This is a genomic window from Pseudomonas sp. 8BK (assembly GCF_902506475.1).
GTDB lineage: Bacteria > Pseudomonadota > Gammaproteobacteria > Pseudomonadales > Pseudomonadaceae > Aquipseudomonas > Aquipseudomonas anguilliseptica.
On sequence record NZ_LR733252.1, the window covers coordinates 341,291 to 366,426 of the forward strand.

At 62.6% G+C, this 25,136-nt stretch carries 26 protein-coding genes; 15 read left to right on the forward strand and 11 right to left on the reverse strand.

The features are described 5' to 3' along the window. Positions 1–3 precede the first annotated feature (3 nt). Together ACIN8IBEIGE_RS01480 and ACIN8IBEIGE_RS01485 are read right to left on the reverse strand one after the other, a co-directional pair. On the reverse strand, positions 4–876 hold the full coding sequence (locus ACIN8IBEIGE_RS01480) for a PhzF family phenazine biosynthesis protein (protein ID WP_160013093.1): 873 nt from the start codon (positions 874–876) through the stop codon (positions 4–6). A 15-nt stretch (positions 877–891) separates the two neighbouring features. Next, positions 892–1,329 carry a DUF411 domain-containing protein gene (locus ACIN8IBEIGE_RS01485; protein WP_160013094.1) on the reverse strand — a complete coding sequence of 146 codons (438 nt, stop codon included), beginning with the start codon at positions 1,327–1,329 and terminating at the stop codon, positions 892–894. A 126-nt stretch (positions 1,330–1,455) separates the two neighbouring features. Here ACIN8IBEIGE_RS01485 and ACIN8IBEIGE_RS01490 point away from each other — a divergent pair, with 126 nt between their 5' ends. Next, on the forward strand, positions 1,456–1,842 hold the full coding sequence (locus ACIN8IBEIGE_RS01490) for a DUF4345 domain-containing protein (RefSeq protein WP_160013095.1): 387 nt from the start codon (positions 1,456–1,458) through the stop codon (positions 1,840–1,842). A gap of 2 nt (positions 1,843–1,844) precedes the next feature. Here ACIN8IBEIGE_RS01490 and trmA read toward each other — a convergent pair whose 3' ends face one another. Then, positions 1,845–2,933 carry a tRNA (uridine(54)-C5)-methyltransferase TrmA gene (gene trmA / locus ACIN8IBEIGE_RS01495; RefSeq protein ID WP_160013096.1) on the reverse strand — a complete coding sequence of 363 codons (1,089 nt, stop codon included), beginning with the start codon at positions 2,931–2,933 and terminating at the stop codon, positions 1,845–1,847. Between the two features lie 73 nt (positions 2,934–3,006). Then, a complete protein-coding gene (locus tag ACIN8IBEIGE_RS01500) occupies positions 3,007–4,299 on the reverse strand; it encodes an NCS2 family permease (protein ID WP_160013097.1) in 1,293 nt (430 codons plus the stop codon). 185 nt (positions 4,300–4,484) lie between these two features. Here ACIN8IBEIGE_RS01500 and ACIN8IBEIGE_RS01505 point away from each other — a divergent pair, with 185 nt between their 5' ends. After that, positions 4,485–5,039, forward strand: a complete 555-nt coding sequence (locus tag ACIN8IBEIGE_RS01505) for a DJ-1 family glyoxalase III (RefSeq protein WP_160013098.1) — start codon at positions 4,485–4,487, stop codon at positions 5,037–5,039. Here the strand turns inward: ACIN8IBEIGE_RS01505 and ACIN8IBEIGE_RS01510 are convergent. Continuing rightward, positions 5,036–6,262, reverse strand: a complete 1,227-nt coding sequence (locus tag ACIN8IBEIGE_RS01510) for an MFS transporter (RefSeq protein WP_160013099.1) — start codon at positions 6,260–6,262, stop codon at positions 5,036–5,038. The two genes, ACIN8IBEIGE_RS01505 and ACIN8IBEIGE_RS01510, sit on opposite strands and share 4 nt — an antisense overlap. A gap of 272 nt (positions 6,263–6,534) precedes the next feature. Between ACIN8IBEIGE_RS01510 and ACIN8IBEIGE_RS01515 the strand changes: the two genes are divergently transcribed. The 8 genes from ACIN8IBEIGE_RS01515 (at position 6,535) to ACIN8IBEIGE_RS01550 (ending at position 15,715) form a co-directional block, all read left to right on the forward strand. Then, entirely contained in the window at positions 6,535–9,363 is a 2,829-nt protein-coding gene (locus ACIN8IBEIGE_RS01515; RefSeq protein WP_160013100.1) for a xanthine dehydrogenase family protein molybdopterin-binding subunit, read from the forward strand. Next, complete coding sequence (locus ACIN8IBEIGE_RS01520) at positions 9,356–9,895, forward strand: (2Fe-2S)-binding protein (RefSeq protein WP_160013101.1); 540 nt, start codon at positions 9,356–9,358, stop codon at positions 9,893–9,895. Before ACIN8IBEIGE_RS01515 ends, ACIN8IBEIGE_RS01520 begins: the two co-directional genes overlap by 8 nt. Before the next feature lie 2 nt (positions 9,896–9,897). Beyond that, positions 9,898–11,106 (forward strand): cytochrome c, encoded by a 1,209-nt coding sequence (locus ACIN8IBEIGE_RS01525; RefSeq protein WP_160013102.1) that lies wholly within the window; start codon positions 9,898–9,900, stop codon positions 11,104–11,106. A gap of 16 nt (positions 11,107–11,122) precedes the next feature. Continuing rightward, positions 11,123–12,094: an XdhC family protein gene (locus ACIN8IBEIGE_RS01530; RefSeq protein ID WP_160013103.1), complete on the forward strand. Its 972-nt coding sequence runs from the start codon at positions 11,123–11,125 to the stop codon at positions 12,092–12,094. 1 nt (position 12,095) lies between these two features. Next, a complete protein-coding gene (locus ACIN8IBEIGE_RS01535) occupies positions 12,096–12,662 on the forward strand; it encodes an NTP transferase domain-containing protein (protein ID WP_160013104.1) in 567 nt (188 codons plus the stop codon). Between the two features lie 237 nt (positions 12,663–12,899). Next, positions 12,900–14,339: a cytochrome ubiquinol oxidase subunit I gene (locus ACIN8IBEIGE_RS01540; protein WP_160013105.1), complete on the forward strand. Its 1,440-nt coding sequence runs from the start codon at positions 12,900–12,902 to the stop codon at positions 14,337–14,339. A gap of 2 nt (positions 14,340–14,341) precedes the next feature. After that, positions 14,342–15,349 (forward strand): cytochrome d ubiquinol oxidase subunit II, encoded by a 1,008-nt coding sequence (gene cydB / locus ACIN8IBEIGE_RS01545; RefSeq protein ID WP_160013106.1) that lies wholly within the window; start codon positions 14,342–14,344, stop codon positions 15,347–15,349. A 222-nt stretch (positions 15,350–15,571) separates the two neighbouring features. Beyond that, complete coding sequence (locus tag ACIN8IBEIGE_RS01550; protein ID WP_160013107.1) at positions 15,572–15,715, forward strand: DUF2474 domain-containing protein; 144 nt, start codon at positions 15,572–15,574, stop codon at positions 15,713–15,715. A gap of 102 nt (positions 15,716–15,817) precedes the next feature. Here ACIN8IBEIGE_RS01550 and ACIN8IBEIGE_RS01555 read toward each other — a convergent pair whose 3' ends face one another. Together ACIN8IBEIGE_RS01555 and ACIN8IBEIGE_RS01560 are read right to left on the reverse strand one after the other, a co-directional pair. Beyond that, a complete protein-coding gene (locus ACIN8IBEIGE_RS01555; RefSeq protein WP_160013108.1) occupies positions 15,818–16,336 on the reverse strand; it encodes a GNAT family N-acetyltransferase in 519 nt (172 codons plus the stop codon). 57 nt (positions 16,337–16,393) lie between these two features. Next, the gene (locus ACIN8IBEIGE_RS01560; RefSeq protein ID WP_160013109.1) at positions 16,394–17,518 is read right to left on the reverse strand and encodes a class I SAM-dependent methyltransferase; all 1,125 of its coding nucleotides are present in this window, start codon (positions 17,516–17,518) and stop codon (positions 16,394–16,396) included. 377 nt (positions 17,519–17,895) lie between these two features. Between ACIN8IBEIGE_RS01560 and ACIN8IBEIGE_RS01565 the strand changes: the two genes are divergently transcribed. Further along, positions 17,896–18,891: a DctP family TRAP transporter solute-binding subunit gene (locus ACIN8IBEIGE_RS01565; RefSeq protein ID WP_160013110.1), complete on the forward strand. Its 996-nt coding sequence runs from the start codon at positions 17,896–17,898 to the stop codon at positions 18,889–18,891. 288 nt (positions 18,892–19,179) lie between these two features. Then, positions 19,180–19,953 carry a ferredoxin--NADP reductase gene (locus tag ACIN8IBEIGE_RS01570; protein WP_160013111.1) on the forward strand — a complete coding sequence of 258 codons (774 nt, stop codon included), beginning with the start codon at positions 19,180–19,182 and terminating at the stop codon, positions 19,951–19,953. 58 nt (positions 19,954–20,011) lie between these two features. On the opposite strand, the gene mscL is transcribed toward ACIN8IBEIGE_RS01570, so the two are convergent. Both mscL and ACIN8IBEIGE_RS01580 read right to left on the reverse strand, forming a co-directional pair. Beyond that, positions 20,012–20,425 (reverse strand): large-conductance mechanosensitive channel protein MscL, encoded by a 414-nt coding sequence (gene mscL / locus ACIN8IBEIGE_RS01575; protein ID WP_160013112.1) that lies wholly within the window; start codon positions 20,423–20,425, stop codon positions 20,012–20,014. Positions 20,426–20,485: 60 nt separating this feature from the next. After that, positions 20,486–20,989, reverse strand: a complete 504-nt coding sequence (locus ACIN8IBEIGE_RS01580; protein WP_160013113.1) for an EAL domain-containing protein — start codon at positions 20,987–20,989, stop codon at positions 20,486–20,488. Positions 20,990–21,126: 137 nt separating this feature from the next. Here ACIN8IBEIGE_RS01580 and ACIN8IBEIGE_RS01585 point away from each other — a divergent pair, with 137 nt between their 5' ends. The 3 genes from ACIN8IBEIGE_RS01585 to radA all read left to right on the forward strand — a co-directional run bounded on the left by ACIN8IBEIGE_RS01585 (position 21,127) and on the right by radA (position 23,165). Further along, positions 21,127–21,369: a YdcH family protein gene (locus ACIN8IBEIGE_RS01585; RefSeq protein WP_160013114.1), complete on the forward strand. Its 243-nt coding sequence runs from the start codon at positions 21,127–21,129 to the stop codon at positions 21,367–21,369. Between the two features lie 84 nt (positions 21,370–21,453). Continuing rightward, the gene (locus tag ACIN8IBEIGE_RS01590) at positions 21,454–21,732 is read left to right on the forward strand and encodes a YdcH family protein (RefSeq protein WP_160013115.1); all 279 of its coding nucleotides are present in this window, start codon (positions 21,454–21,456) and stop codon (positions 21,730–21,732) included. A 68-nt stretch (positions 21,733–21,800) separates the two neighbouring features. Next, the gene (gene radA / locus ACIN8IBEIGE_RS01595) at positions 21,801–23,165 is read left to right on the forward strand and encodes a DNA repair protein RadA (protein ID WP_160013116.1); all 1,365 of its coding nucleotides are present in this window, start codon (positions 21,801–21,803) and stop codon (positions 23,163–23,165) included. Between the two features lie 187 nt (positions 23,166–23,352). On the opposite strand, the gene ACIN8IBEIGE_RS01600 is transcribed toward radA, so the two are convergent. Beyond that, positions 23,353–23,724 carry a PilZ domain-containing protein gene (locus tag ACIN8IBEIGE_RS01600; protein ID WP_160013117.1) on the reverse strand — a complete coding sequence of 124 codons (372 nt, stop codon included), beginning with the start codon at positions 23,722–23,724 and terminating at the stop codon, positions 23,353–23,355. Positions 23,725–23,860: 136 nt separating this feature from the next. After that, positions 23,861–25,114, reverse strand: a complete 1,254-nt coding sequence (glyA, locus tag ACIN8IBEIGE_RS01605; protein WP_160013118.1) for a serine hydroxymethyltransferase — start codon at positions 25,112–25,114, stop codon at positions 23,861–23,863. Positions 25,115–25,136: the final 22 nt, after the last annotated feature.

Here is a 25,136-nt window from a genome sequence, read left to right on the forward strand (position 1 = left end):
CACTCAGGCGAGTTCGTGCGGTTCTACCCATAACTCGGCGCGTGCCACCAACTGCACGCTGCCACCCACGCTGATCCGGTCGTCGCTACCAACGCAGACATCCAGCCTGCTGGGACGGCCGAGGAAACGTCCCTGATTGAGGCTGAAGTGTTCGGCACGCCGGTGCAGGCCGTGTTCCACCAAGAAGGCCGCGACCGGGCCAGCGGCGCTGCCGGTTGCGATGTCTTCGATAACCCCCGAAGGATCCCAGGTGCGCCCTTCGCGGTTATCCATGTCGAGCAGGAAAACGAAGGCGGCAGCATGGGACACCAGCTCGGCATCCAGCATGCGCTGCTGCCGGGCCAGGGCCAAGCCCTGGGCGCTGACTGGCAGAATCAGGTAGGGCAGGCCGGTGCTGATTACCCTGGCTGGGTAGCGGTGATCCAGGTGGGCGCTGTTCAAGCTAAAGGCTTCGGCGATCACCTGCGCTTGCGCGGGGCTGAGCTGCGCTCCAAATTCGGCTGCGCCCTGGTCCATCTGCGCATAGAAACCGCGTTCCTGGCGACGGGTAAGCAAGCGCACGTTCTTGGCCGCCAGCTCTAGAGTCCATTCGGCGTGTGTGTCTTCGCTCTGCAAATGGTGCAGCAGGGCAGCGGCGCCGAGGATCGGATGGCCGGCGAAGGGCAGTTCTTCTTCCATGGTGAAGATTCGCGCGCCCTGAGTCTGCGGGTCTTTGCCGGGTAGCAGAAAGATTGATTCGAACTGGCGCAGCTCGCGGGTCAGCGCCTGCATGACGGCCGGATCCAGCTGGCGCGCATCGGGGAATACTGCTACGCCGTTACCGGCCAGCGGTCGTTCGGCGAAGACATCGAGCTGCCAATAAACCACGGGTGACATAAGGGCTCCTTGCTATCAATGGGCCGGGTATTCGCTGATCACCCGCTCTGCGCCCTGCTTATCCAGGCCGATGACCTGATAAGCGTCGCGTACATTGCCGTATTCCATACCCGGTGAGCCGGCCGGCATGCCGGGTACGGACGCGCCGAGCAGGTCGGGCTGCTGGCGCAGTTTGAGGATGTCGGCGGCCGGTACATGGCCTTCGACAAACTGGCCGTTGATTACCCCTGTATGACAGGAGGACAGGCGCGGCGGCACGCCCAGGCGTTGTTTGAGCGCACTCATATCGGTTTCGACATGGTCGACCACGTTAAAACCGTTGTCCTGCAGGTGGCTGATCCAGGCCTTGCAGCAGCCGCAGTTGGCATCGCGGTGTACGTCAATGGTCAAGGCATCGGCGGCGAAACTCAGGTTGCTGAGCAGCAGCCCGGCAACAACAAACAACTGACGCATGGGGTGACTCCTGGCAGGTGAAAGGCTGAGCATAGCGCCGCGCGGCCGTGGCTAACCACCGGCGATTTCCGAATCGGACGGGCGCAGCTTATGCTGCGAGCTCGATTTCTGGGGGAGGGGGTGTCCATGTTGTTTGCACGCATAGTGCTGGTGATTCAACTGTTGGCATTGGCAGGGTTGGGGCTGGCCTATTTTGTGCGTCCCCATGAAATGGCCAATCTCAGCGGCATGCTGCTGATGTCGCCAGCGGCGGCCACCGACATGCGGGCGTTCTATGGCGGCCTGCAACTGGGCCTGGCGGCGTTTATCGGCCTGTCGCTGAGCCGGCTGGACTTGACCCGAGCGGCGCTGACCCTGCTGGTGCTGCTCTACAGCGCCCTGGCCTTGGCACGGATTGGCGGATTGTGGCTCGATGGCGGCGCGCAACAGACCTTCAATCTCTACGCGCTGCTGTTGGAAGTGGTATCGGCGGGGCTGTGTTTCTGGGCGCTGCGCGGGCTGCAGCGGCTTTAAGCTTAACGGCGCTCCAGCAGCACACCCGACTCCATATGGTGGGTGTAGGGAAACTGGTCGAACAGCGCGCAGCGCGTCACCTGGTGGGTGTCGTTGAGCTGGGCGATGTTGGCGGCCAGGGTCTCCGGGTTGCAGGAGATGTACAGGATGCGCTCGAAGCGGCGGGTCAGCTCGCAGGTGTCCGGGTCCATGCCGGCACGCGGCGGGTCGACGAATACGCAGCCGAAGTCGTAACTCTTCAGGTCGATATCGGCCAGGCGGCGGAACGGCCGCACTTCATTCAGCGCTTCGGTCAGTTCCTCGGCGGACAGGCGCACCAAACTGACGTTATCCACGCCGTTGTCGGCCAGGTTGGCCAAGGCGGCATTCACCGAGGACTTGCTGATCTCGGTGGCCAGCACCTTGCGTACGCGGGTGGCCAGCGGCAGGGTGAAGTTGCCGTTGCCGCAGTACAGCTCGAGTAGATCGTCCGAGCGTTCGCCGAGCGCGTCATAGGCCCAGGTGAGCATCTTCTGGTTCACTTCGCCGTTGGGCTGGGTAAACGCGCCCTCCGGTTGGCGATAGCTGAAAGTGCGTCCGGCGACCTGCAGTTTTTCCTCGACATAGTCCTTGCCGATGACGATGCGCTTGCCCTTGGAGCGGCCGATGATGCTGACCTGCAGGTCGGTGGCGAGCTTTTCAGCTTCTGCTTGCCAAGCGGCATCCAGTGGGCGGTGGTAGCACAGGGTAATCAGGCCATCGCCGGCCAGGGTGGTGAGAAACTCGACCTGGAACAACTTGAAACTCAGGGCGCTACTGGCCTGCCAGGCGGCTTTCAGGCGTGGCATCAGGGCGTTGATCTGCGCGCTGGCGATGGGGAAGTCTTCGAAGAAAATCGGCGTGAACTTGTCGCCGGCCTCGAACATGGCGTAGTGGCGGTCTTCGCCTTCACGCCACAGACGGAATTCGGCGCGCAGGCGGTAATGCTCGCGCGGCGATTCGAACACCTCAGGGGCAGGGGCGTTGAACGGCGCCAGCAGCTCGATCAGGCGCTGCTGCTTGTCCGCAAGCTGGGCGGCATAGTTGGCGGGATCGAACTGGGAACGGCTCATGGTTTACTCGAAATCTTTACAGTTAATGGGTAGGAGCGGGCCTCGCCCGCTCCTACGATGACGTGCTGCGCGATTAAGCGAAGTACGCCAGTTTGATCGCAAACAGCACCGTGAGCACCACCAGCGCCGGGTTGAGGTCGCGCCAGCGGCCGGCGAGCAGCTTGATCAGGGTCCAGGCGATAAAGCCGAAGGCGATGCCGTTGGCAATCGAGAAGGTCAGCGGCATGGCCAAGGCAGCGACCACCACGGGTGCGGCGACGGTGAGGTCGTCCCAGTCGATCTGCGCCAGGCTGCTCATCATCAGTACGGCAACAAACATCAGCGCCGGTGCGGTGGCGAAAGCCGGTACGGCGCCAGCCAGCGGGGCGAAAAACAGCGCCAGAAGGAACAGGATGGCCACCACGCAGGCGGTCAGACCGGTACGCCCGCCGGCACTGATGCCTGCTGCGGACTCGATATAGCTGGTGGTGGTCGAGGTGCCCAGCGCCGCGCCGGCCATGGTCGCGGTGCTGTCGGCCAGCAGGGCGCGGCCGAGCTTGGGCATCTTGCCGTCCTTGTCCAGCAGGTTGGCCTTCTGCGCCACGCCGACCAGGGTGCCGGAGGTGTCGAACAGGTCAACAAAGAGGAAGGCGAATATCACGCTGAGCAGGCCGATATCCAGCGCGCCCATGATGTCCAGCTGCATCAGGGTCGGGGTCAGTGACGGTGGCATCGACACCACGCCATTGAGCTGCGACAGGCCGAACAGGATCGACAGGCCGGTGACCAGCAGGATGCCGATCATCACCGAGCCGGTGACGCGGCGGTAGGCCAGCGCGGCAATTACGAAGAAGCCCAGGCAGGCCAGCAGCGGGCCGCCCTTGCTCAGGTCACCGAGGCCGACCAGGGTGGCCGGATTGTCCACCACGATGCCGGCGTTTTTCAGTGCGATGATCGCCAGGAACAGGCCGATACCCGCCGCAATTCCCGAACGCAGGGCCAGCGGGATACTGTTGATGATCCACTCGCGGATCTTGAAGATCGACAGCAGAAAGAAGATCGCACCGGAGAGAAACACCGCACCAAGCGCGGTCTGCCAGGTGTAGCCCATGGTCAGCACCACGGTGTAGGTGAAGAAGGCGTTGAGGCCCATGCCGGGTGCCAGGGCAATCGGGTAGTTGGCCAGCAGGCCCATGATGGCCGAGCCAAGCGCCGCTGCCAGGCAGGTGGCAACGAATACCGCACCCTTGTCCATACCGGTTTCGGCCAGCATGTTGGGGTTGACGAAGAGGATGTAGGCCATGGTCAGGAAGGTGGTCAGCCCCGCCAGAATCTCGGTGCGCACCGTGGTGTTGTGGGCTTTGAGTTGGAACAGTCTTTCCAGCATGTGGCACTCCCCGTAACGGCTTTTTTGCCGTGTTTATGCAAACCGAAAGCAAAGCACATCCACGCGTGGGTGCATGTTTTTGCTGGCGATCTGGAAAAAGGCGCGCATCATATCAGCTCGTCCGGAAGGGGTGAATTTATGACCGCTCGGACAGTTTATGTACCTGATTTGCAAGGAGCGAAACGATGACTGCACGGGCCCTGATCAGCGTCGCCGATGGTGTCGAAGACCTCGAGTGCGTGACCCTGATTGACGTACTGCGGCGTGCCGAGGTTGAAGTGGTAGTCGCCAGCATCGAAAGCCGGCGGATGATCACCTGTGCCCGCGGCACGCGCCTGACCGCCGACACCATGCTGGTGGATGTGCTGGCCCAGCCCTTCGATCTGATCGTGCTGCCCGGCGGTATGGCAGGCGCACAACACCTCGCCGAGCACGAGCCACTGGCCGAGCGGGTGCGTGAGCAGGCCAAGGCCGGCAAGCTGTTTGCCGCCATTTGCGCGGCCCCCGCGCTGGCCCTGCAGCAATACGGCGTGCTCAGGCAGCGGCGCATGACCTGCTACCCGGCGTTCAGTGATCGCCTCAGCGGTTGCGTGTTTGTCGATCAGCCGGTGGTGGTCGATGGCAACTGCATCACCAGCCAGGGCCCTGGCACCGCCTTGGAGTTTGCCTTGACCCTGGTCGAGCAGCTGTGCGGCAAGGCCGTGCGCCAGCAGGTCGCCGAGGCCATGTTGGTCAGCTAGTTGCTGGCTCGCTCTGGGCCTTGCGGGTGCATATGGTCACGCTTGGCCAGTTCGGGGAACAGACGGATCCACAACCCGGTGACCAGAATGGCGCCCACACCGCCAATCAGCACCGCCGGCACCGTGCCGAACCAGGCGGCGCTGACCCCGGCGCGGAAATCCCCCAGCTGATTGGACGCACCGATAAACAGGCCGTTGACCGCACCGACACGGCCGCGCATCTCGTCCGGGGTTTGCAGTTGCACGAAGGCGCCACGGATCACCATGCTGATCATGTCCGCCGCGCCCAGAACCACCAGCGCTGCCAGGCTGAACCACAGCGAGGTGGACAGGCCGAAGCCGATGGTCGCCACGCCGAAGATCGCCACCGAGCTGAACATCACTGGGCCGACCCGTCGCTCGATGGGAAAGCGCGCCAGCCACAGTGACATCAGCAGCGCGCCGACCGCCGGCGCCGAACGCAGCAGGCCGAGGCCCCAGGGCCCGGTGAGCAGAATGTCCTTGGCAAACACCGGCAGCAGTGCGGTGGCGCCACTGAGCAGCACGGCCAGCATGTCCATCGACACCGCGCCGAACACGGCAGGGCGGCTGCGAATAAAGCGGAAACCGGCCAGCAGCGAATCCAGCGAGACTTTCTGTTTCAGCGGCAACTGACGTGCTGGCAGGCTGAGCATCAGGCTCAGGGCGCAGCCATACAGCAGCACGGCCGGGCCATAGACCCAGTGCGTGCCGAGCGCGTAGAGCAAGCCGCCCAACGCTGGCGCAACGATGGTGGCGGCCTGCATGGCCGAAGCCGATGCGGCTACGGCAGCGGGGAACAGCCCCGGCGGGACGATATTCGGCAGCAGGGCCTGTGTCGTAGGCATCTCGAACGCCCGGGCGGTGCCGAGCAGAAAGGCAATCACGAAGATCATTTCGCGGCTGATGCTGCCGGCGCTGCTGCCCAGTAGCAGGCCCAGGGCAATCAGCCCTTGTGCACCCTGGCAGAGTGCGGCCACCTTGCGCCGGTCGAAGCGATCGGCGACATGCCCGGTGAGCAGGATAAACAGGATCTTCGGCAGAAATTCGATCAGCCCGACCAGGCCGAGATCGAGCACGCTGCCGGTCAGTGCATACATCTGCCAGCCGATTGCCACGGTAATCATCTGGAAGCCGCTGGCGGTGAATACCCGGGCGAACCAGAAGGCCAGGAATGGGCGCTGGTGACGTAAAAGCTGAGACATGGCCGAACAACTCGCACGGCTGGCGGGAGGCGCAGCCTAGCATGCGTCCGTACGGACGGCATGCTGAAGCCCGCGTTAGAGACGCTGCAACAAACTTATCTGACTGAAAAGGCAGGTTTTTATTCTGTTGTGGCAATGACTTGAGTAGAATCTGACTTTCAGGTCAATAAATCTGTCGTCTACGCTGATTATGCTCCGTGCTTGTAAGCGGCGCGCCTGTCTCTCTTTTGTTTACGCAAATGGCCAGGCTGCTCTGGCCTCGAGGAACGGACATGTCCACTCCTGAGTTGTCCCGCCGCGCCTTTCTGCAAGGCAGCGTCATCGCCGGTATCGGCATCAGTTTCGCCCCGCTGGGCAGCAAGGCGTTTGCCGCCTTGTTCGAAGAGCGTGTAACCGCCATGCCGCAGCCCTGGTATGACGCCAGCGGTAAGGCCGTGGCGCGTATCGATGGGGTGTCCAAGGCCTGTGGGGCCAAGGTGTTTGCCCGTGATATCCGCGCCAAGGACATGCCCGGCTGGCCGCAGCAGCAAGGCCATGCGCTGCTGCTCAAGGCCACGCGCACCGAGCAGCTGTACCAGGGTTTCGATCTGTCGGTACTGCCGGCCGAGTTGCAGCCGCAACGTGTAGTGACCGCCAATGACCTGGTTAACGACGGCATCAGCTTTCCGGATGGCCACAACCTGGATCCGCTGCTGCCCGAAGGCCAGGTGCCGATGTTTATCGGCCATCCCGTGGCACTGCTGATCTGGCATGACTTCGAGCGCTATCGTCAGGCCAAGAACATCCTCAAGTTCAACGACAAGGTGATCCGCTACGGCGAGCAGGCGCCGGCGTTCCAGAGCGACCCCTACGGCAGCTTCCGCTTCGTGCGCGTCGGCGGCAGCACGCCGTTCGAGCCGGACACCTTCTCCAGCCTCAAGGACAGCATGCTGTTTCCGCTGATCCACAACCGCAAGCCGGCCTGGGGCGAGGGCAAGGTCAGTGGTGACCTGACTCAGCAGGGCCTGTACCACGCCGAACAGATGCTCAACCAGCTGCAAACCCCGCCGAGCGACTGGCTGGTGTTCGATGAGCGCTTCACCACCCAGTCCATCGAGCCGGCCGCGCTGGAAGCCGACAACGGCAATGGCTGGTTCGACGTGGCCAGCGGCACCCTGCATTTTGTGGTCGCCACTCAGTGCCCGTTTGAAGTGGCCGAGCAGACCGCGCATATGCTCGCGCCCTCCCGGTTCGCTGTGAAAAAGCTCAGCATGCACCCCGGTTACACCGTCGGTTACGGCTCCAAGGACAACAACATCCACGTGTTCTACGCTGCCCTGGCCGCGATCTACGGCGACGGCGTGCCGGTGCGCCTGGCCAATGACCGCTACGAGCAGTTCCAGAGCGGCATCAAGCGTCACCCCTTCGACATGCATTACCAGTTGGCGGTGAACAAGCAGGATCACAGCTTCCAGATCTTTCGCGCGCATATGGATGTCGACGGCGGTGGTCGCGCCAACTACAGCTCCTCGGTGGCCGCAGTCGGCGCCACCGCAGCGCAATCGATCTACTACCTGCCGCGCAGCGACCTGGCGGCCACCGCCTATTACTCGCGCGGCGTGGAAGCCGGCTCGATGCGTGGTTACGGCACCCTGCAGACCATGGCCGCCACCGAGATGATGGTGGACGAAGTGGCCGAGCGGCTGAACCTCGATGCCATCGAGCTGCGCAAGAAGAACGTGTTCCAGTCCGGCATGAAGAACACCCAGGGCGCGATCCCGGCCGGTGCTCTGCGCCTCGATGAAATCCTCGACAAGGCCGCGCAGCACGAAATCTGGAAGAACCGCGTTGAGCGCAAGCAGCGCTTCGATGCCGAAGACCCGGACAACCTCTACGGCGTTGGCTTTGCCATCTGCCAGAAGGATTTCGGTACCGGCTCCGAAGCGCCGATGGCCAGCCTGGAGTTCAGCGCTGACGGCCGCGTCAGCCTGCGCCAGATCGCCATCGACATGGGCACCGGCATGGCCACCTCGCAGGCCCTGCTGGTCGCTGATTACCTCGGCCAGCCCGCCGATGAAATCAAGACTGGCGAAACCGAGTGGAGCGAACTGGCTCTGACCACCAGTGGCAACCCTTACATCATCAGCCAGGCCGAGCAGGACGCCGCGCTGCGCAACCCGCGCTGGGTCGGCAAGCTGGCCTCGCCGTCGTCGGCGACCAACTCCTCCTACTACACCGGGCACTCCACCCGTGAAGCCGCGCGCCTGCTGTTTATCCACGGCCTGTGGCCGGCGGCCCTGGCCATCTGGGGCCGGGGTGAGCATGGCGGGCTGGCCAACCCTTATGTGGTGCGCCGCGAGAACGCGCACTGGGTCGACGGCAAGCTGACCGCCGATGGCATGCCGCCGATTCCGTTCAAGCTGCTGGCGCACAAGGCCCACGAACTGGGTTTGGTCACCGGCATCAGCGTGCACGGCTTCAACCGCTGGAGCTGGGCTGAGGGCGAGTTCGAGATCAACGGCCAGCGCGAGCGAGTGCCGCTGGATGCCCTGGCGGTGAAATACGGCGACGGTGCAAGCGCTGCGCAGAAAGCGCAGATGAACCGCAAGGGTTTCCACCTGCTCGATCGCATCAGCATCAAGTACCCGGTGACTCAGCTGAACAACGCCATGGTTACCTACTACAGCCCGGTGGCCACCCTGGTCGAGGTCAAGGTCAACAAGGGCAACGGTGAGGCGCGGGTGATCAACCATCACTCCTGGCTCGAATGCGGCCGGGTGATCGTCGAAGAACTGGTGCTGGGTCAGCTCGAAGGCGGCATCGCCATGGGTATCGGCCATGCGCTGCTGGAAGAAATGCCGCTGTATGAAGGCGGTCCCGGCGACGGCACCTGGAACTTCAACCGCTATCAACTGCCGCGCGCCAAGGACTGCGCGGTGTGGTCGCAAAGCGCGGAGATTCTGCCGCCGCTATCACCCAGCGACCCGGCCAAGGGCATCGCCGAGGTGGTGATGATTCCGGTGGTCGGCGCCATCGTCAACGCCGTGGCCCACGCCACCGGCAAGCGCCTGCGCGACCTTCCCCTGACTCCGGCCCGCATCAAGGAGGCCCTCCATGGCTAAGCGCCTGCTCAGCATGATTATCAACAGCCAGGCGGTCGGCCCGATGGAAGTGGCCGACGACCTGATGATGATCGACTTTCTCCACGAATACCTGAACCTCACTGGCTCGCGCCTGGGCTGTGGTCAGGGCGTGTGTCACGCCTGTGTGGCGATCCTCGACAAGCCCGACGGCACCAGCGAGGAAATCCGCACCTGCATCACCGGCGCGCATTTCTTCGACGGCAAGCGCATCCGCACCATCGAGGGCCACGCCAAGCGTGATACCCGGGGCGAAGTCAGCCAGCTCAACCCGATTCAGCAGCAGTTCGTCGACCAGTTTGCCTTCCAGTGCAGCTACTGCACGCCGGGCTACGTCAACGCCGCCACCGTGCTGGTGGAAAAACTCCAGCGTCAGCCGGTCAAACGCAGCGAGCTGGAAGGCGAGATCGAAGACGCCCTGGGCAAGCACATCTGCCGCTGCACCGGCTACGTGCGCTACTACAACGCCGCGCGCGATGTGGTCGAGTCTCTTGGCCTGGTCAAGGAAGGTTAAGCATGAAGAACATTCTGATTGCTGCCGCCCTGTTGTTGCCGTTGGCCGCCCAGGCGGCGGATAAGCAACTGATTGAGCGCGGCAAGTACCTGGCGCGCGCCGCCGACTGCGTGGCCTGCCACAGCGTCGAAGGCGGTGCCGAATACGCCGGCGGCCTGCCGCTGGAATCGCCGTTCGGCACCATCTACGGCACCAACATCACCCCGGACAAGCAGTACGGCATCGGCGAGTACAGCGCCGATGACTTCTACCGCGCAGTGGCCGAAGGTGAACGGCGTGATGGCAGCAAGCTCTATCCGGCCATGCCCTACACCTCCTATCACCTGCTCAAGCGCGAAGACTCCGACGCCATCTACGCCTACCTGATGAGCCTGGAGCCGATCTCCAAACCCAGCCCGCAAACCAGCCTGAGCTTCCCGTTCAATGTGCGCTTCGGCCTGAGCTTCTGGAACATGCTCTACAAGAGCCGCGTGCAACTGCTGCCGGCTGAAGGCAAAAGCGAGACCTGGCAGCGCGGCCAGTACCTGGTCGAGGCCCTGGGCCACTGCGGTGAGTGCCACACGCCGCGCAATGCCCTCGGCGCGTTGCAGCAGGATCAGCGTCTGCAGGGCGGCGTGCTGCTCGGTTACGAGGCTCCGAGCCTGCTTGCCGAGGACCTGGCCGAGCGCGGCTGGAGCACCGACGACCTGGCGACCTTCCTCAAGCACGGCATCAGCGCCCAGGGTTCGATGTTCAACGAGATGTACCCGGTGCTGCACCACAGCACCCAGTATCTGCCGCTGGACGACCACAAGGCCATGGCCACCTACCTGCTTGGCGATCAGCCGCCGGCGCCGCGCAAGGTCAGCGCGATTGCCTTCGAGCAGCTCGATGACAGCGCCCAGCAGGGCCGCCAGCACTACCTCAACCTCTGCGCCGGATGCCATGGCGTGGCGGGCGAGGGCGTGCCGCATGTGGCTGTGGCGATGGATGGCAACACCACCCTGCGCCTGAACGATGCGCGCAATCTGTTGCGGGTGATCGATGACGGCATCAAGGAGCAGCAGTTCACCGGTTTCGAGCGCATGCAGCCGATGCCGGGCTTCAGCGACAAACTGGATGACGGGCAGCTGCGCGACCTGCTGCATTACCTGCGCCAGACCTGGGGCGGCCAGGCGGCCGAGCTAAGCCCGCAGCAGGTCAGCCAGTTGCGTAGCGAGAAAGGCCATTGAGGCCGGGTGAAGTCTGATGCAGCACCTTGATCTGCTGGTCGTCCGCCAGGCGCTGCAGTGGTCCGCCGCAGGACAGCGTGTATGGCTGTGCACGGTGCTGAGCACCTACGGCTCGGCGCCGCGCGCGCCGGGTTCGCTGCTGGCTGCCACGGCCGAGGGCGAATGGATCGGCTCGTTGTCCGGCGGTTGCGTCGAGGATGAGTTTCTTGAGCGTCTGGCCGCTGGCGCCTTTCCTCAACCTGTGCATCTGGTGCGTTATGGCGATGGCAGCGACCCGCGCTCGCAGATCAGCCTGCCCTGCGGCGGCGTGCTGGACGTGCTGGTGGAAAACCTGCCAGCCGACTGCGCGGTGCAGGCGCATCTGCGTGAGCTGGAAAGCGCCTTGGCAGGCCAGCGCCGGCTGATCCGCGAAGTGGCGATGCCCAGCGGCGAGCGCCGCCTGCTGGCCGATAACACGCAGGGACCACGGGTGGAGCGTCAGCCGAATCGGCTGCGTGTGCGCGTTGGCGCTGCCCAGCGCTTGTTGCTGGCGGGCTACTCCTCGGTGGCGCAGGTCTGCGCGCAGTTTGCTCAGGGCCTGGGCTTCGAGGTGGTGCTCTGTGATCCGCGCGAGGAGGTGCTGCAAGGCGTCGAGTTGCCAGGGGTGGAGATCCGCCGTGAGCTGCCGTCCGAGGTGATTCGCCGCGGCGGCTGCCATGCGGACACCGCCGTGGTAGCGCTGACCCATGATCCGCGTATCGATGACCTGGCGATGATCGAAGCGGTGCGCACCGAGGCTTTTTATATCGGTGTGATGGGCTCGCGACTGACCAGCGCCAAACGTTTCGAGCGCCTGCGCCGGATTGGCGGCCTGGATGATGCTGCGCTGGCGCGGATCATCGCGCCTATCGGGTTGAACCTGGGCAGCAAGACCCCGGCAGAAATTGCCCTCGCGGTACTCGCCGACATCCTGCGGGTCCGCAACGGCCTGGCGCGCGATGCGCTCTAGCATGCCGCGCGTCGTGGCCCTGTTGCTGGCGGCCGGGCGTGGCCGGCGCTTTGGCAGTGACAAGCGTCTGGCCCGTTTGCCGGACGGGCGCAGTTTGCTGGCGGCCAGTGCCGAGCGGGCGTTGCAGGTGTTCGCTGAAGTGCATGTGCTGCTACGTGACGAGGACGATGCGCAGGCGTTGGGGCTGCCAGCGGCGTGCCGGGTTATCCGTTGCCGCGAGGCTGATCAGGGCATGGGCCACAGCCTGGCTACTGGCGTAGGTGCGTTGCTTGGGCACGACGCCGAGGCTGTCGCGGTATTGCTCGGCGATATGCCCTGGGTCAGTGCCGACAGCCTGCAGCTGCTGTGCAGTCAGGCGGCGGCCGAGCGTATCGTCTACCCGCTGCACGATGGACAGCGCGGCCATCCGGTGCTGTTTGGCCGCAGCTTCTGGCCGCAGTTGCAGACCCTGCGCGGTGATCAAGGTGCGCGAGCCCTGCTGCAAGCCAATCCAGGTGCCTGCCAGGGGATCGTTGTAGATGACCCTGGCGTACTGCGCGATGTGGATCGACCAGAAGCGCTGCTATAGGGTGCAAGCCCTTGTGGCAGCAGGTCGCGCGACAATCGACCACAGCCGATTTTGCCTCGTCAGGCGCTACTCTTTGTGCATATCTTGACCCGCGTCAACACCTTCGGCGTGCGGTTGTGAGGGCGTTTTGCCCAGCTTTATGGCTGTCTACCCAGAACAATAATCCCCCGACTGATTGCTTGTGACTGGCATGCGCGCCCGTGGCCGTGCCCCGTATCACCTGACTGAGGAAACGCCATGTTTGGATTGGAGGCTCTCGACCTCGCCCGAATCCAGTTCGCTTTCACCATCTCCTTTCACATCATCTTTCCGGCCATCACCATCGGCCTGGCCAGTTATCTGGCGGTGCTCGAAGGGCTGTGGCTGAAGACCGGGGAGGAGGTGTACCGCGACCTGTACCACTTCTGGGCGAAGATCTTTGCGGTCAACTTCGGCATGGGTGTGGTCTCCGGCCTGGTCATGGCTTACCAGTTCGGTACCAACTGGAGCGCGTTCTCCGACTTTGCCGGGGCGGTCACCGGGCCGCTGCTGACCTATGAAGTGCTCACCGCGTTCTTCCTTGAGGCGGGCTTTCTTGGTGTCATGCTGTTCGGCTGGAACCGCGTCGGCCCAGGCCTGCACTTCTTCTCCACGGTGATGGTGGCGGTCGGCACGCTGATCTCGACCTTCTGGATTCTCGCCTCCAACAGCTGGATGCACACTCCGCAGGGCTTCGAGATCATCGACGGCCGGGTGATTCCGGTGGACTGGTTGGCCGTGGTGTTCAACCCCTCGTTTCCCTATCGCCTGCTGCACATGGCCACCGCGGCGTTCCTTGCCACCGCCTTCTTTGTCGGCGCGTCGGCGGCCTGGCACTTGCTGCGTGGCCGCGACAATCCGGCGATTCGCAAGATGCTCTCGATGGCCATGTGGATGGCGTTGATCGTGGCGCCGATCCAGGCGGTGATTGGCGACTTCCACGGCCTGAATACCCTCAAGTATCAGCCGGCGAAGATCGCCGCCATTGAAGGTCACTGGGAAAACCACGGTGATGAGCCAACCCCGCTGATCCTGTTCGGCTGGCCGGATATGGACGCCGAAGAAACCCGCTTCAAGATCGAAATTCCGGCGCTCGGCAGCCTGATCCTGACCCACAGCCTGGACAAGCAGGTGCCGGCGCTCAAGGAGTTCGCCAAGGAAGACCGGCCTAACTCGACCATCGTGTTCTGGACCTTCCGGATCATGGTTGGCATCGGCATGCTGATGATCCTTACCGGTCTCTGGGGCCTGTGGCTGCGTACGCGCGGCAGGTTGTTCGAGAGCCGGCCGTTCCTGCATCTGGCGGTGTGGATGGGCCCATCGGGGGTTATTGCCATTCTCGCCGGCTGGTACACCACCGAGGTCGGCCGGCAGCCATGGATCATCCAGGGGCTGATGCGCACCGCTGATGCCTCGTCCGGGCACAGTTTTGCGCAGATGAGCCTGACCCTGATTCTGTTTGTGGTGGTGTATTTCGCCCTGTTTGGCGCCGGCATCAGCTACATGATGCGCCTGGTGCGCAAGGGCCCGATCACCGACGAAGGCAAGGAAACCGCCGAGGGCGGCCCGGGTCAGAAACGCACGCCGTCGCGTCCGCTGTCCGCGCCCGAAGAGGGCCTGGAAGAAGGCGAAACCGATTCGTTGGCTGAGAGGAATTGAATATGGGCATTGATCTCTCGCTGATCTGGGCCGTGATCATCGCCTTCGGGGTGATGATGTATGTGGTCATGGACGGCTTCGACCTAGGCATTGGCATCCTCTTTCCCTTCGTCAAAAGCGAAGGTGAACGCGATGTGATGATGAACACCGTGGCACCGGTCTGGGACGGTAACGAAACCTGGCTGGTGCTCGGTGGCGCGGCGCTGTTCGGGGCTTTTCCGCTGGCCTACGCAGTGGTGCTCAGCGCGCTGTACCTGCCGCTGATCTTTATGCTGCTGGGGCTGATCTTCCGCGGTGTGGCCTTCGAGTTCCGCTTCAAGGCCAAGGCGGCCAAACGGCATATCTGGGACAAGGCATTTATCGGCGGCTCACTGACCGCAACCTTCTTTCAGGGCGTGGCGCTGGGCGCTTATATCGACGGCTTCAAGGTGGTCGACCGGGTCTATGCCGGCGGCGCGCTGGACTGGCTCACGCCGTTCTCGCTGTTCTGCGGCCTGGCGCTGATTGCCGCCTACGCCTTGCTCGGCTGCACCTGGCTGATCATGAAGACCGAAGGCCGCCTGCAACAGCAGATGCACGACCTGGCGCGGCCGCTGGTGTTCGTCCTGCTCGGCGTCACCGGTATCGTCAGCCTGTGGACGCCGTTGGCGCATGCCGAGATCGCCGAGCGCTGGTTCAGCCTGCCGAATATCTTCTGGTTTATGCCGGTGCCGCTGCTGGTGTTGCTGTGCACCTGGGCGTTGCTGCGCGCGGTGGCGCGTAACGCCAACTACTCGCCGTTTCTGCTGACCCTGACGTTGATCTTCCTCGGCTACAGCGGCTTGGGTATCAGCCTGTGGCCACATATCATTCCGCCGTCGATCAGCATCTGGGACGCCGCGGCGCCGCCGCAGAGCCAGGGCTTTATCTTGGTCGGGGCGCTGTTCATTATCCCCTTTATCCTGATGTACACCGCCTGGAGCTATTACGTGTTTCGCGGCAAGGTTACTGAAGAAGACGGCTATCACTGAGGCTCGGCTCCGGTCTGCTGCGCGTCGGCCCTGCTGCGTTAAAAGCCGGCTCGAAAGCCGCTTGCGGCTAACGCGCTTTAGCGCGGCCCGAAGGGCGAGTGAAACGAGTCATGCTCATGTACAAAAGCTCTCGCCTGCTTTGACCAGCCGAAGGCTGTTACTAACGTAGCGCCTTGCATGGCTCTAGCTCGCGAGACCTCGAATAGGTTCTGAGGTCGCAAGATGAACGACATCAATAAGAAAAAGCCGCTGTGGCAGCGGCTCGGCTGGCTGGTAGCGATCTGGGCCGGCAGCGTGCTGGCCCTGGGGGCGGTGTCCTATCTGCTGCGCCTGTTTATGCAAGCGGCGGGGATGGGCACGCCGTAATTGAAGGCCGCATGTGGTCGACTTGATTGAGCGGGGTTGGCCGCGGAGCCACGCCGCGCGCCAATAGTGGCTCCGTGGTGAACGGCTGAGCGCCGTGCAGAATCAGGTCTCCGGGTGCCAATACCAGAACAACGCTATTTCTGTAGAGCTGGAGAGGGCACCGTACAAGTGCAGATCGAAACCGCCGAGGTGAAAGCCGAAGCGCTCGTAGAGCTTGCAGGCCCCCACGTTGTTGCTCTGTGTCTCCAGCATGATGCCGACCAGCTGGCGGGCTCGGCACCAGTCCACGGCATGGTGGAGCAGGGCCGTCGCCACCCCGGCCCGGCGAAGGCTAAGGTCGACCTGGATGTTGTCGATGCGTGTGTAACCGTTCCAAGCCACGGATAGTTCTATCGCGCCGGCCGGCTTGTCATCCACGCGGGCGATAAACAGTTCGCTATCACCGGCCTCATCGTCTCCCTCTTCGTCCTCGTAGGATTTCTGATAGGGCTCGACCGGGACGATGTTGTAGCCAAACCGACCATCGACGAAATACGGCTGCAGCTCTTGCGTCACGCTGAAGCTTGCGTTGAGGCACGCTGCGCTCAGTTCTTGCTGCGTGGCTTTGCTGATGTTGATCATGGATGGTTCTCACCTGTGCTGGCGGCCGCAAACCGCCCTACGAATAACGGCACGCCTCTATTTGATCGCTTTAAGCACCACAAACTTCGGTGTGGCCGCCACCTGCTCGACGCCCCGGAACAGCCGTTTCAACTTGGCGTGGTAGCCCAGGTGGCGGTTGCCGACGATCCACAGTTCGCCGCCGGTTACCAGCGCAGCGCAGGCCTGTTGGAACATGCGCCAGGCAAGAAAGTCGCCGACCACCTGCTGCTGGTGAAAGGGCGGGTTGCACAACACCAGGTCCAGCGAATCAGCCGCCTGTTCGGCCAGGCCGTCGCCGGCGCGAATCTCGACCGGGCGCTGCCCCAGCGCCGCACGCCAGTTTTCCTCGGCTGATTGCACCGCCATATAGGACTCATCGACCAGCGTCAGCTCGGCCTGCGGGCTGCCCAGGGCATAGGCAATGCCGAGTACGCCGTTGCCGCAACCGAGGTCGGCCGCGCGCACGCGGCTGAGGTGTTTGGGCAAGTGCGGGAGAAAGGCGCGGGTGCCGATATCCAGGTCTTCACGGCAGAACACATTGGCGTGGTTAAGCAGCTCGATAGTGGGTTTTTCCAGGTTGTAGCGCGTCGGGTAGGGCGATACAGGTGCAGGCTTGGCTTCTGGGGTGGCAAACAGCAGACGGGCTTTTTTCACCGCCAGCGAGGCCTGCACCGGGCCGATATATTTCTCCAACAGGTCACCGGCGGCGCGCGGCAGGTGTTTGATCATGGCCGCGGCAATCACCTGCGCGTTTGGGGCGAGCTGGCCGTGCAGGCGAATCAGTTGTTCCTCCAGCAGCGCCAGGGTCTTGGGGACGCGAATCAGCACCACGTCAAACGGCCCCTGAGCGACTGCACTGGCTGGGACAAACGTCACGGCATCGGCCGGCTGCTGGTTGCGCAGCAGATTGACTTGCAAGCCCAGGTGGCCGAGGTGTGAGTCGCCACTACTGGTCACCTGCGCCTGCCCAGCCAGGCTAATGGCCAGGGCGCCGAAGCTGTCATTCAGCACCAATACCCGCGCACCGTTCGGCAGTTCTTGCTCATGCAGATGGTTGAGCAGGTATTCGTCGGCGGCATCGAAGGCCTGCAGCGGTTCGTTGGGCTGGTCGGGTTGGCGAAGCAGGTCGAGTTGGGCGAACGGAGTGCTGAACACAGGCATGAAAAACTCGGGTGGCAGGCCGCAAGGGCGCGATAGAAAGTGCAGTTGGTCGCTATTGTCGGTGCAAGTGCCGGAAAAGTCTCGGAACTGAGAGCTAGTTCAGCAAATCACAGTTGTGCCGCGCGCGGCTTTACCGAAGAATGCCGCCCCCTTGCGGATCTGCTCAGTCGTGTCTGATACCCGTCAGTCAGCAAGGTCGGCATTCAAATAATAACCAGGCCCCGAGCATTACGCCCGGCTGCGATCTGGTAGCGCCTGATGATCAGGACCGCGCAGCACTCTGCCGCGTCCAGCGAATCATCCATAGCCCACACCCCTACTCAATGAGGCCTGCCCATGCAGGCTTCACGGCGTTCTATTTGCAAAAAGGTATGTTCATGTTCAAGTCCCTGTTGTCTTTAACCTTCACTGCGTTGCTGGTCGCGACAAGCCCGGCCCAGGCGGAAGGCAAGGCGCCCATCGTGATCAAGTTCTCCCATGTGGTGGCCGAGGACACCCCCAAGGGCAAGGGTGCACTGTTGTTCAAGAAGCTGGTGGAAGAGCGCCTTGCCGGTCAGGTGGCGGTTGAGGTCTACCCGAACTCGACGTTGTTTGGTGATGGCGATGAGATCACCGCGCTGCGCGAGGGCAAGGTGCAGATGCTGGCCCCTTCGCTGTCCAAGTTTGAGGCTTACACCAAGCAATTGCAGGTGTTCGACCTGCCGTTTCTGTTCGATGACCTGGAGGCGGTCAAGCGCTTCCAGAAGCGTGACAAGAGCCGCGAGCTGCTGCACGCCATGTCCAACCAGGGCATCTATGGCCTGGCCTACTGGAACAACGGCATGAAGCAGCTGACCTCCAGTCGCGAGCTGCGCAAGCCCGAGGATGCCAAGGATCTGGCCTTCCGTATCCAGCCCTCGTCGGTGTTGCAGGCACAGTTTGGCCAGCTCGGCGCCAAGACCGTGAAGATGCCGTTCGCCGAGGCGTTCAAGGCGCTGCAGGCTGGCACCATCCAGGGCACCGAAAGTCCCTGGTCGAACATTGCCAGCCAGAAGGTCGACACGGTGCAGCCGTTTATCAGTGAGCTCAACCACGGCTCGCTGAGCTATATGCTGATCAGCAGCAAGGAGTTCTGGACCAGCATCCCCTACAAGACCCGCACCGAGCTGGAAGCGATCATCGATGAAGTGTCCTTCGCGGTGAACAAGGATGCCGAAACGCTGAACAACAATGATCGCGAGCGCATCATTGCCGCCGGCAATGCCCAAGTAGTCACCCTTACGGCCGATGAGCGTGCCGCCTGGCGCACGGCATTGAGCCCGCTGTGGAAGACCTACGAAGCGGAAATCGGCGCCGATGTGCTACGTGCTGCGCAGGCAGTCAACCGCCGCTAACAGGTCGTTGAAAAACTACCTGCGTTGGCAATACGGCGTTTGAAACGGCCTCGGAATGCTCATTTACAGCCAGTAAACTCCGCTTGATTTGCTGCGCTCACCCTTCGGGTCAGCCGTTGGCTGTTACTTCGCTTCGCTGCGTTTCTCGGCCGTTTTTGCCTTGTCTTGCCTGCCTCGCCTACGTTTTCAACAACCTGTTAAATGATAGCCCCCAGGTTTTGCCGGTGTTTGTTCGACCGGCGTTGCGCCACACTGGGTTTATGCAGTCCGCGTAAACCCGGTGTTCGCATGACCAGTGACGACAAGTTCACCCAGCAAACCCTGACCGCTATTCAGGTCTGGTCGCCCAGCCTGTTCAGTCTGCGCTGTACGCGTGATCCGGGCTTTCGCTTCCGGGCCGGGCAGTTCGCCCGTCTCGGCGTAGCCAAGGCCGATGGAGCGGTGGTCTGGCGGGCCTATTCGATGGTCTCGGCGCCCCATGACGAGTTTCTTGAGTTCTTCTCCATCGTTGTGCCGGATGGTGAGTTCACCTCCGAGCTGAGTCGGCTGCAGGTCGGCGACAGCCTGTTGGTAGAAAAACAGGCACTGGGCTTTCTCACCCTCGATCGCTTTGCCGATGGCCGTGACCTCTGGCTGCTGGCCAGTGGCACGGGGCTCGCGCCCTTTCTGTCGATTCTGCAGGGCTTGGAGGTGTGGCAGCGTTTTCAGCGCGTGGTGCTGGTGTACAGCGCGCGCACGGCCAGCGAACTGGCCTATCAGCCGCTGATTCGCGGGCTGATGCAGCAGGAACATTTGCAGGAATACGCCGAGCGCTTTGTCTATCTGCCCCTGGTCACTCGCGAGCAGGTGCCCGGTTGTTTGCATGGGCGCATCACCAGCTTGCTGGACAGTGGCGAGCTGGAGCGGGCGGCGGGTCTTGGTCTGGAACCTGAGCATTCGCGGCTGATGATCTGCGGCAACCCGCAGATGATCGATGACACTCGCGCGCTGCTGAAACAGCGTGACCTGCAGCTCAGTCTGACCCGCCGGCCGGGGCAGGTGGCGGTGGAGAACTACTGGTAGGGATTGTTGCGCCAAACAAAAGGCACCCGAGGGTGCCTTTATTCGTTATCGCCGGGCGCTACTCCTTGGCTTGCTGTGCCTTGAGCAAATCGCGGATCTCGCTGAGCAGTTCCTGATCCTTGGTCGGTGGCGCGGGGGCTGCGGGCGTCGCTTCTTCTTCGCGCTTGAGTTTGTTGAGCACCTTGATGCCCATAAAGATGGCGAATGCGACGATCAGGAAGTCGAGCACGGTCTGGATAAACTTGCCGTAGGCCAACACCACAGCAGGCAGATCGCCTTCGGCAGCCTTCAGGGTGATGGCCAGGTCAGTGAAGTCCACACCGCCAATCAGCACGCCCAGCGGTGGCATTACCACGTCACCGACAAAGGACGAGACGATCTTGCCGAAGGCCGCGCCGATGATGATGCCCACGGCCATGTCGACCACATTGCCTTTGACGGCAAAGGCTTTGAATTCACTGAGTATGCTCATGCTGCGTTCCCTGGTAGGTGAGGTTGCGCTGAGTGTAATCCAGCGCGCGCCGCTTGCCAGCTACTTCTCAGGCTGGGTATTGAGCCCGGCATAGCCTGCGCCGAAGTCATCGATGGCGGTCATAAAGCCCTGCTTGCGGTAAGCGCGCAGGATGCCGGTGAGGTGGTCGACGTTCAGTACCTGCTCCTGTTCGGTGACCTCGAAGATGATTCGCTGCAGCGGGAAGTTGAAGCGCTTGGCCGCCGCCAGCGTGGCGCGGATGCAGGTCTCGGGTTTGTACACCGCGTTGGGCATAAAGTTGATCGAAACCATGGCCGGTACCTGCAGCTTGGCCGCCCATTCCAGGGCGGTAACCCGGCAGGCCTGATCGAACGTGTAGAGGTTGTCTGCGGTGAGCTGGCTCAGCAGGTTGCCGGCGGATTCACCGGCTGTGCCGCGCACCAGCGCTTCGTAGGCGAATATGGCCCCGGTGCTCAGGTTGATAATGGGCTGAAAGGCCATGCTGATGGGAAAGTCCAGGCCCTGGCCATCACGGCATGGCGAACATCCTGATGTTGTACTCATAACCCGTTCCCGTTGATGGCGTTTGAAGCTTGGGCAACGCTAGCAGAAGTCGCCTGAGGCCCGTGTTGCAAGGCGTTTCGGCAGAGCCGGCGCGACTGGGCTAGGCTCAAATGAAGGCCCGCCATGAGGATGCCGTTATGCCACTGGAACATCACCCGCTGCACCGCGAGTTTCCCGAGTTCAAGACGCAGCTGCACGCCTTGTTGTCCAGTGATGGGCATTTCGCCCGGTTGGCCGAGGAGTATGAAGAGCTCGACAAGCGTATCTATGAGGCGGAAAGCGGTCGGGTGGCCATGGATGAGATGTTGCTGCTGGGCCTGAAGATGCAGCGCGTCAGCCTCAAGGATGAATTGGCCGGCGTGCTGCGCGACATGCCATAGCGGCGCTGGGTTGATCCGGGTCAAGTGCTGGTCCCGGCTCAGGGGATAGTCTGCAGGCAATGACTATCCCAGAGGAATGCCCGCATGCATGTTGAACACCATCCGTTGATCAAGGACTTCCCCGAACTGCGTGGCGCGCTGCATGAGTTGCGCCAGGGCGATACTGACTTCGCCCGCCTGGCTGACATCTACGAAAGCCTGGATAAGCGTATCTGCCGGATCGAGGCGGGCAGCGAGCTGCTGGCTGATGATGCGCTGCTTGCCCTCAAGCAGGAGCGTGTCGGCATCAAGGATGATCTCGCGCGCCGGCTAAAACGCGCTGCCGGGCAGTGTTGTGGCTGTGGTAACGGTTGCAAGGGATAGCTGCATGGGACTGTAAATATATCCAGCTATTTCGTATGATCCGGGCTCAGCGTTTATAGGAGTCCGGCATGGCCAAGGCCAAGCGCATGTATGGCTGCACCGAGTGCGGCGCCACCTTCCCGAAATGGGCCGGCCAGTGCGGCGAGTGCGGCGCCTGGAATACCCTGGTCGAAACCCTGCTCGAAGCCAATGCGGCCACCCCCAGTGGCCGCGCGGGTTGGGCCGGCGAGCAGGCGCAGATCAAGACCCTGGCCGAGGTCAGCGTCGAGGAAGTGCCGCGTTTTTCCACCGCCTCCGGCGAACTCGATCGGGTGCTCGGTGGCGGTCTGGTGGATGGCTCGGTGGTGCTGATCGGCGGCGACCCGGGTATTGGCAAGTCGACCATCCTGTTGCAGACCCTGTGCAATATCGCCACGCGCTTTCCCGCGCTCTATGTCACCGGCGAGGAATCCCAGCAGCAGGTGGCCATGCGCGCCCGCCGCCTGGGCCTGCCGGAAGACAAGCTCAAGGTCATGACCGAGACCTGCATCGAAAGCATCATCGCCACGGCGCGCCTGGAAAAGCCCAAGGTGATGGTGATCGACTCGATCCAGACCATCTTTACCGAACAGCTGCAGTCGGCCCCTGGCGGCGTCGCCCAGGTGCGCGAAAGTGCGGCGCTGCTGGTGCGCTTTGCCAAGCAGAGCGGTACAGCGATCTTCCTGGTCGGCCATGTGACCAAGGAGGGCGCGCTGGCCGGGCCGCGGGTGCTCGAGCATATGGTCGACACCGTGCTGTATTTCGAGGGCGAGTCCGACGGCCGTCTGCGCCTGCTGCGTGCGGTGAAGAATCGCTTTGGCGCGATCAACGAGCTGGGCGTATTTGGCATGACCGACAAGGGCCTGAAAGAAGTCACCAACCCCTCGGCGATCTTTCTTACCCGCGCTCAGGAAGAAGTCCCCGGCAGCGTGGTGATGGCCACCTGGGAAGGCACCCGGCCGATGCTGGTGGAGGTGCAGGCGCTGGTCGACACCAGCCATATGGCCAATCCGCGCCGTGTCACCCTGGGCCTGGACCAGAACCGCCTGGCCATGCTTCTGGCCGTGCTGCATCGGCATGGCGGCATCCCGACCTATGATCAGGACGTGTTCCTCAACGTGGTCGGCGGGGTCAAGGTGCTGGAAACCGCATCGGACCTGGCGCTGATGGCGGCGGTGATTTCCAGCCTGCGCAACAAGCCATTGCCGCATGACCTGCTGGTGTTTGGCGAGGTCGGCCTGTCTGGCGAGATTCGCCCCGTGCCTAGTGGTCAGGAGCGTTTGAAGGAGGCAGCCAAGCACGGCTTCAAGCGCGCCATCGTGCCCAAGGGTAATGCGCCGAAAGATCCGCCGCCGGGGCTGCAGGTGATTGCCGTCACGCGGCTGGAGCAGGCGCTGGATGCGTTGTTCGAGTAAGAACCTGTTTACGATCTGCTGCGCGTCGGCCATCCGGCGTTAAAAACAGCCTCGGAATGCTCATTTACAGCTCGTAAACTGCGCTTCCTCGGCTGTTTTTGCCTTGTCTGGCTCTAGCTCGCGAAATCGTAAACACGTTCTAAATCCGCGCAGGCAGAATGAAAAAAGGAGGCCGAGGCCTCCTTTTTTATTCGTCTTCGCCGAGGGCGGCGAGTTCGCGTTCCAGCAGGCTGTCATCGCCGAGGTTGAGTTCCACCAGGCGGCGCAGGTGACTGATCGAGTCGAGGTCGATATGCCGGCAAACAAAGCCGAGTAGATCCGACTGGGTGCGGGTCAGTACCACCTCCATGAGTACGCGGGTGTCGTCGGCCAGTTGGATATTGGCCTCGAATGGCTGATTTGGGTCGCCATTCCAGCCATTGGGACGCTTGATCAGCAGGCCTTTCAGCGATACGTCATGCAACTCGACCGTCCAACGCCGTTCCCCTTGCACTATCTCGGTGGGGGCGTCGAAAGCGATGCGGTGAAAGCGCCGACGCTCATTGGCTGTTTCGCTCATGCAAAGAAACTCCTGCGAGGTTTTATCCACTATAGCCAAGGCTGCTGACGATGGCTTGGTTTTATCTGTGCTGAGGGTGGCGCGGCAGATATAAAAAAGCCCGCCAGGAGGCGGGCTTTTTAGCAGCAGTTGCTGATTAGTTGCCGTAAACCGGGAACTTGGCGCAGACCGCTTTGACTTGCTCGCGCACGCGCGCTTCAACAGCGTCGTTGCCCAGGTTGGCGAGGATCTCGCAGATCCAGCCAGCCAGCGCGCGGCACTCGTCTTCCTTGAAGCCGCGAGTGGTCACGGCTGGGGTGCCGATACGCAGGCCGGAGGTGACGAACGGCGAACGTGGGTCGTTCGGCACGCTGTTCTTGTTTACGGTGATAAAGGCGCGGCCCAGGGCGGCGTCGGCGTCTTTACCGGTGATCTCCTGCTTGATCAGGCTGAGCAGGAACAGGTGGTTTTCAGTACCGCCGGACACCACGTCGTAGCCGTTTTCGATAAACACGCTGGCCATGGCCTGGGCGTTCTTGATCACTTGCTGCTGGTAGGCCTTGAACTCAGGCTGCAGGGCTTCCTTGAAGCACACGGCCTTGGCGGCGATTACGTGCTCCAGCGGGCCGCCTTGGCCGCCTGGGAATACTGCGGAGTTGAATTTCTTCTCCAGCGCTTCGTTGGCACGGGCGAGGATCAGGCCGCCGCGTGGGCCGCGCAGGGTTTTGTGTGTGGTGGTGGTGACCACGTCGGCGAATGGCACCGGGTTCGGGTACACGCCCGCAGCAACCAGACCGGCAACGTGGGCCATGTCAACGAACAGGTAGGCACCGACTTTGTCGGCGATGGCGCGGAAACGTGGGAAGTCCAGCACCTGCGAGTAGGCGCTGAAGCCGGCGATGATCATCTTCGGCTTGTGCTCAACGGCCAGGCGCTCGACTTCGTCGTAGTCAATCAGGCCGGCATCGGTGATGCCGTACTGCACGGCGTTGTACATCTTGCCGGAGAAGCTGACGCTGGCGCCGTGGGTCAGGTGGCCGCCGTGGGCCAGGCTCATGCCCAGTACGGTGTCACCGGCTTCCAGCAGGGCCATATACACGGCGCTGTTGGCTTGCGAGCCGGAGTGCGGCTGAACGTTGGCGTAGTCGGCACCGAACAGTTCCTTGGCACGGTCGATGGCCAGCTGCTCGACGATGTCGACGTATTCGCAACCGCCGTAGTAACGCTTGCCTGGATAGCCTTCTGCGTACTTATTGGTCAGTACCGAGCCTTGGGCTTCCATCACCGCTGGGCTGGTGTAGTTCTCCGAGGCGATCAGCTCGATGTGATGTTCCTGGCGCTGGGCTTCTTGCTCCATCGCGGCAAACAATTCGGCGTCATAACGGGCGATAGTCAAATCACGGCTGAACATAGCATTCCCCTGAGAAAATCAG

Coding starts and splice junctions, on each gene's coding strand:
- ACIN8IBEIGE_RS01480 (WP_160013093.1), bottom strand. CDS start 876: ATGTCACCCGTGGTTTATTGGCAGCTCGATGTCTTCGCCGAACGACCG.
- ACIN8IBEIGE_RS01485 (WP_160013094.1), bottom strand. CDS start 1,329: ATGCGTCAGTTGTTTGTTGTTGCCGGGCTGCTGCTCAGCAACCTGAGT.
- ACIN8IBEIGE_RS01490 (WP_160013095.1), top strand. CDS start 1,456: ATGTTGTTTGCACGCATAGTGCTGGTGATTCAACTGTTGGCATTGGCA.
- trmA (WP_160013096.1), bottom strand. CDS start 2,933: ATGAGCCGTTCCCAGTTCGATCCCGCCAACTATGCCGCCCAGCTTGCG.
- ACIN8IBEIGE_RS01500 (WP_160013097.1), bottom strand. CDS start 4,299: ATGCTGGAAAGACTGTTCCAACTCAAAGCCCACAACACCACGGTGCGC.
- ACIN8IBEIGE_RS01505 (WP_160013098.1), top strand. CDS start 4,485: ATGACTGCACGGGCCCTGATCAGCGTCGCCGATGGTGTCGAAGACCTC.
- ACIN8IBEIGE_RS01510 (WP_160013099.1), bottom strand. CDS start 6,262: ATGTCTCAGCTTTTACGTCACCAGCGCCCATTCCTGGCCTTCTGGTTC.
- ACIN8IBEIGE_RS01515 (WP_160013100.1), top strand. CDS start 6,535: ATGTCCACTCCTGAGTTGTCCCGCCGCGCCTTTCTGCAAGGCAGCGTC.
- ACIN8IBEIGE_RS01520 (WP_160013101.1), top strand. CDS start 9,356: ATGGCTAAGCGCCTGCTCAGCATGATTATCAACAGCCAGGCGGTCGGC.
- ACIN8IBEIGE_RS01525 (WP_160013102.1), top strand. CDS start 9,898: ATGAAGAACATTCTGATTGCTGCCGCCCTGTTGTTGCCGTTGGCCGCC.
- ACIN8IBEIGE_RS01530 (WP_160013103.1), top strand. CDS start 11,123: ATGCAGCACCTTGATCTGCTGGTCGTCCGCCAGGCGCTGCAGTGGTCC.
- ACIN8IBEIGE_RS01535 (WP_160013104.1), top strand. CDS start 12,096: ATGCCGCGCGTCGTGGCCCTGTTGCTGGCGGCCGGGCGTGGCCGGCGC.
- ACIN8IBEIGE_RS01540 (WP_160013105.1), top strand. CDS start 12,900: ATGTTTGGATTGGAGGCTCTCGACCTCGCCCGAATCCAGTTCGCTTTC.
- cydB (WP_160013106.1), top strand. CDS start 14,342: ATGGGCATTGATCTCTCGCTGATCTGGGCCGTGATCATCGCCTTCGGG.
- ACIN8IBEIGE_RS01550 (WP_160013107.1), top strand. CDS start 15,572: ATGAACGACATCAATAAGAAAAAGCCGCTGTGGCAGCGGCTCGGCTGG.
- ACIN8IBEIGE_RS01555 (WP_160013108.1), bottom strand. CDS start 16,336: ATGATCAACATCAGCAAAGCCACGCAGCAAGAACTGAGCGCAGCGTGC.
- ACIN8IBEIGE_RS01560 (WP_160013109.1), bottom strand. CDS start 17,518: ATGCCTGTGTTCAGCACTCCGTTCGCCCAACTCGACCTGCTTCGCCAA.
- ACIN8IBEIGE_RS01565 (WP_160013110.1), top strand. CDS start 17,896: ATGTTCAAGTCCCTGTTGTCTTTAACCTTCACTGCGTTGCTGGTCGCG.
- ACIN8IBEIGE_RS01570 (WP_160013111.1), top strand. CDS start 19,180: ATGACCAGTGACGACAAGTTCACCCAGCAAACCCTGACCGCTATTCAG.
- mscL (WP_160013112.1), bottom strand. CDS start 20,425: ATGAGCATACTCAGTGAATTCAAAGCCTTTGCCGTCAAAGGCAATGTG.
- ACIN8IBEIGE_RS01580 (WP_160013113.1), bottom strand. CDS start 20,989: ATGAGTACAACATCAGGATGTTCGCCATGCCGTGATGGCCAGGGCCTG.
- ACIN8IBEIGE_RS01585 (WP_160013114.1), top strand. CDS start 21,127: ATGCCACTGGAACATCACCCGCTGCACCGCGAGTTTCCCGAGTTCAAG.
- ACIN8IBEIGE_RS01590 (WP_160013115.1), top strand. CDS start 21,454: ATGCATGTTGAACACCATCCGTTGATCAAGGACTTCCCCGAACTGCGT.
- radA (WP_160013116.1), top strand. CDS start 21,801: ATGGCCAAGGCCAAGCGCATGTATGGCTGCACCGAGTGCGGCGCCACC.
- ACIN8IBEIGE_RS01600 (WP_160013117.1), bottom strand. CDS start 23,724: ATGAGCGAAACAGCCAATGAGCGTCGGCGCTTTCACCGCATCGCTTTC.
- glyA (WP_160013118.1), bottom strand. CDS start 25,114: ATGTTCAGCCGTGATTTGACTATCGCCCGTTATGACGCCGAATTGTTT.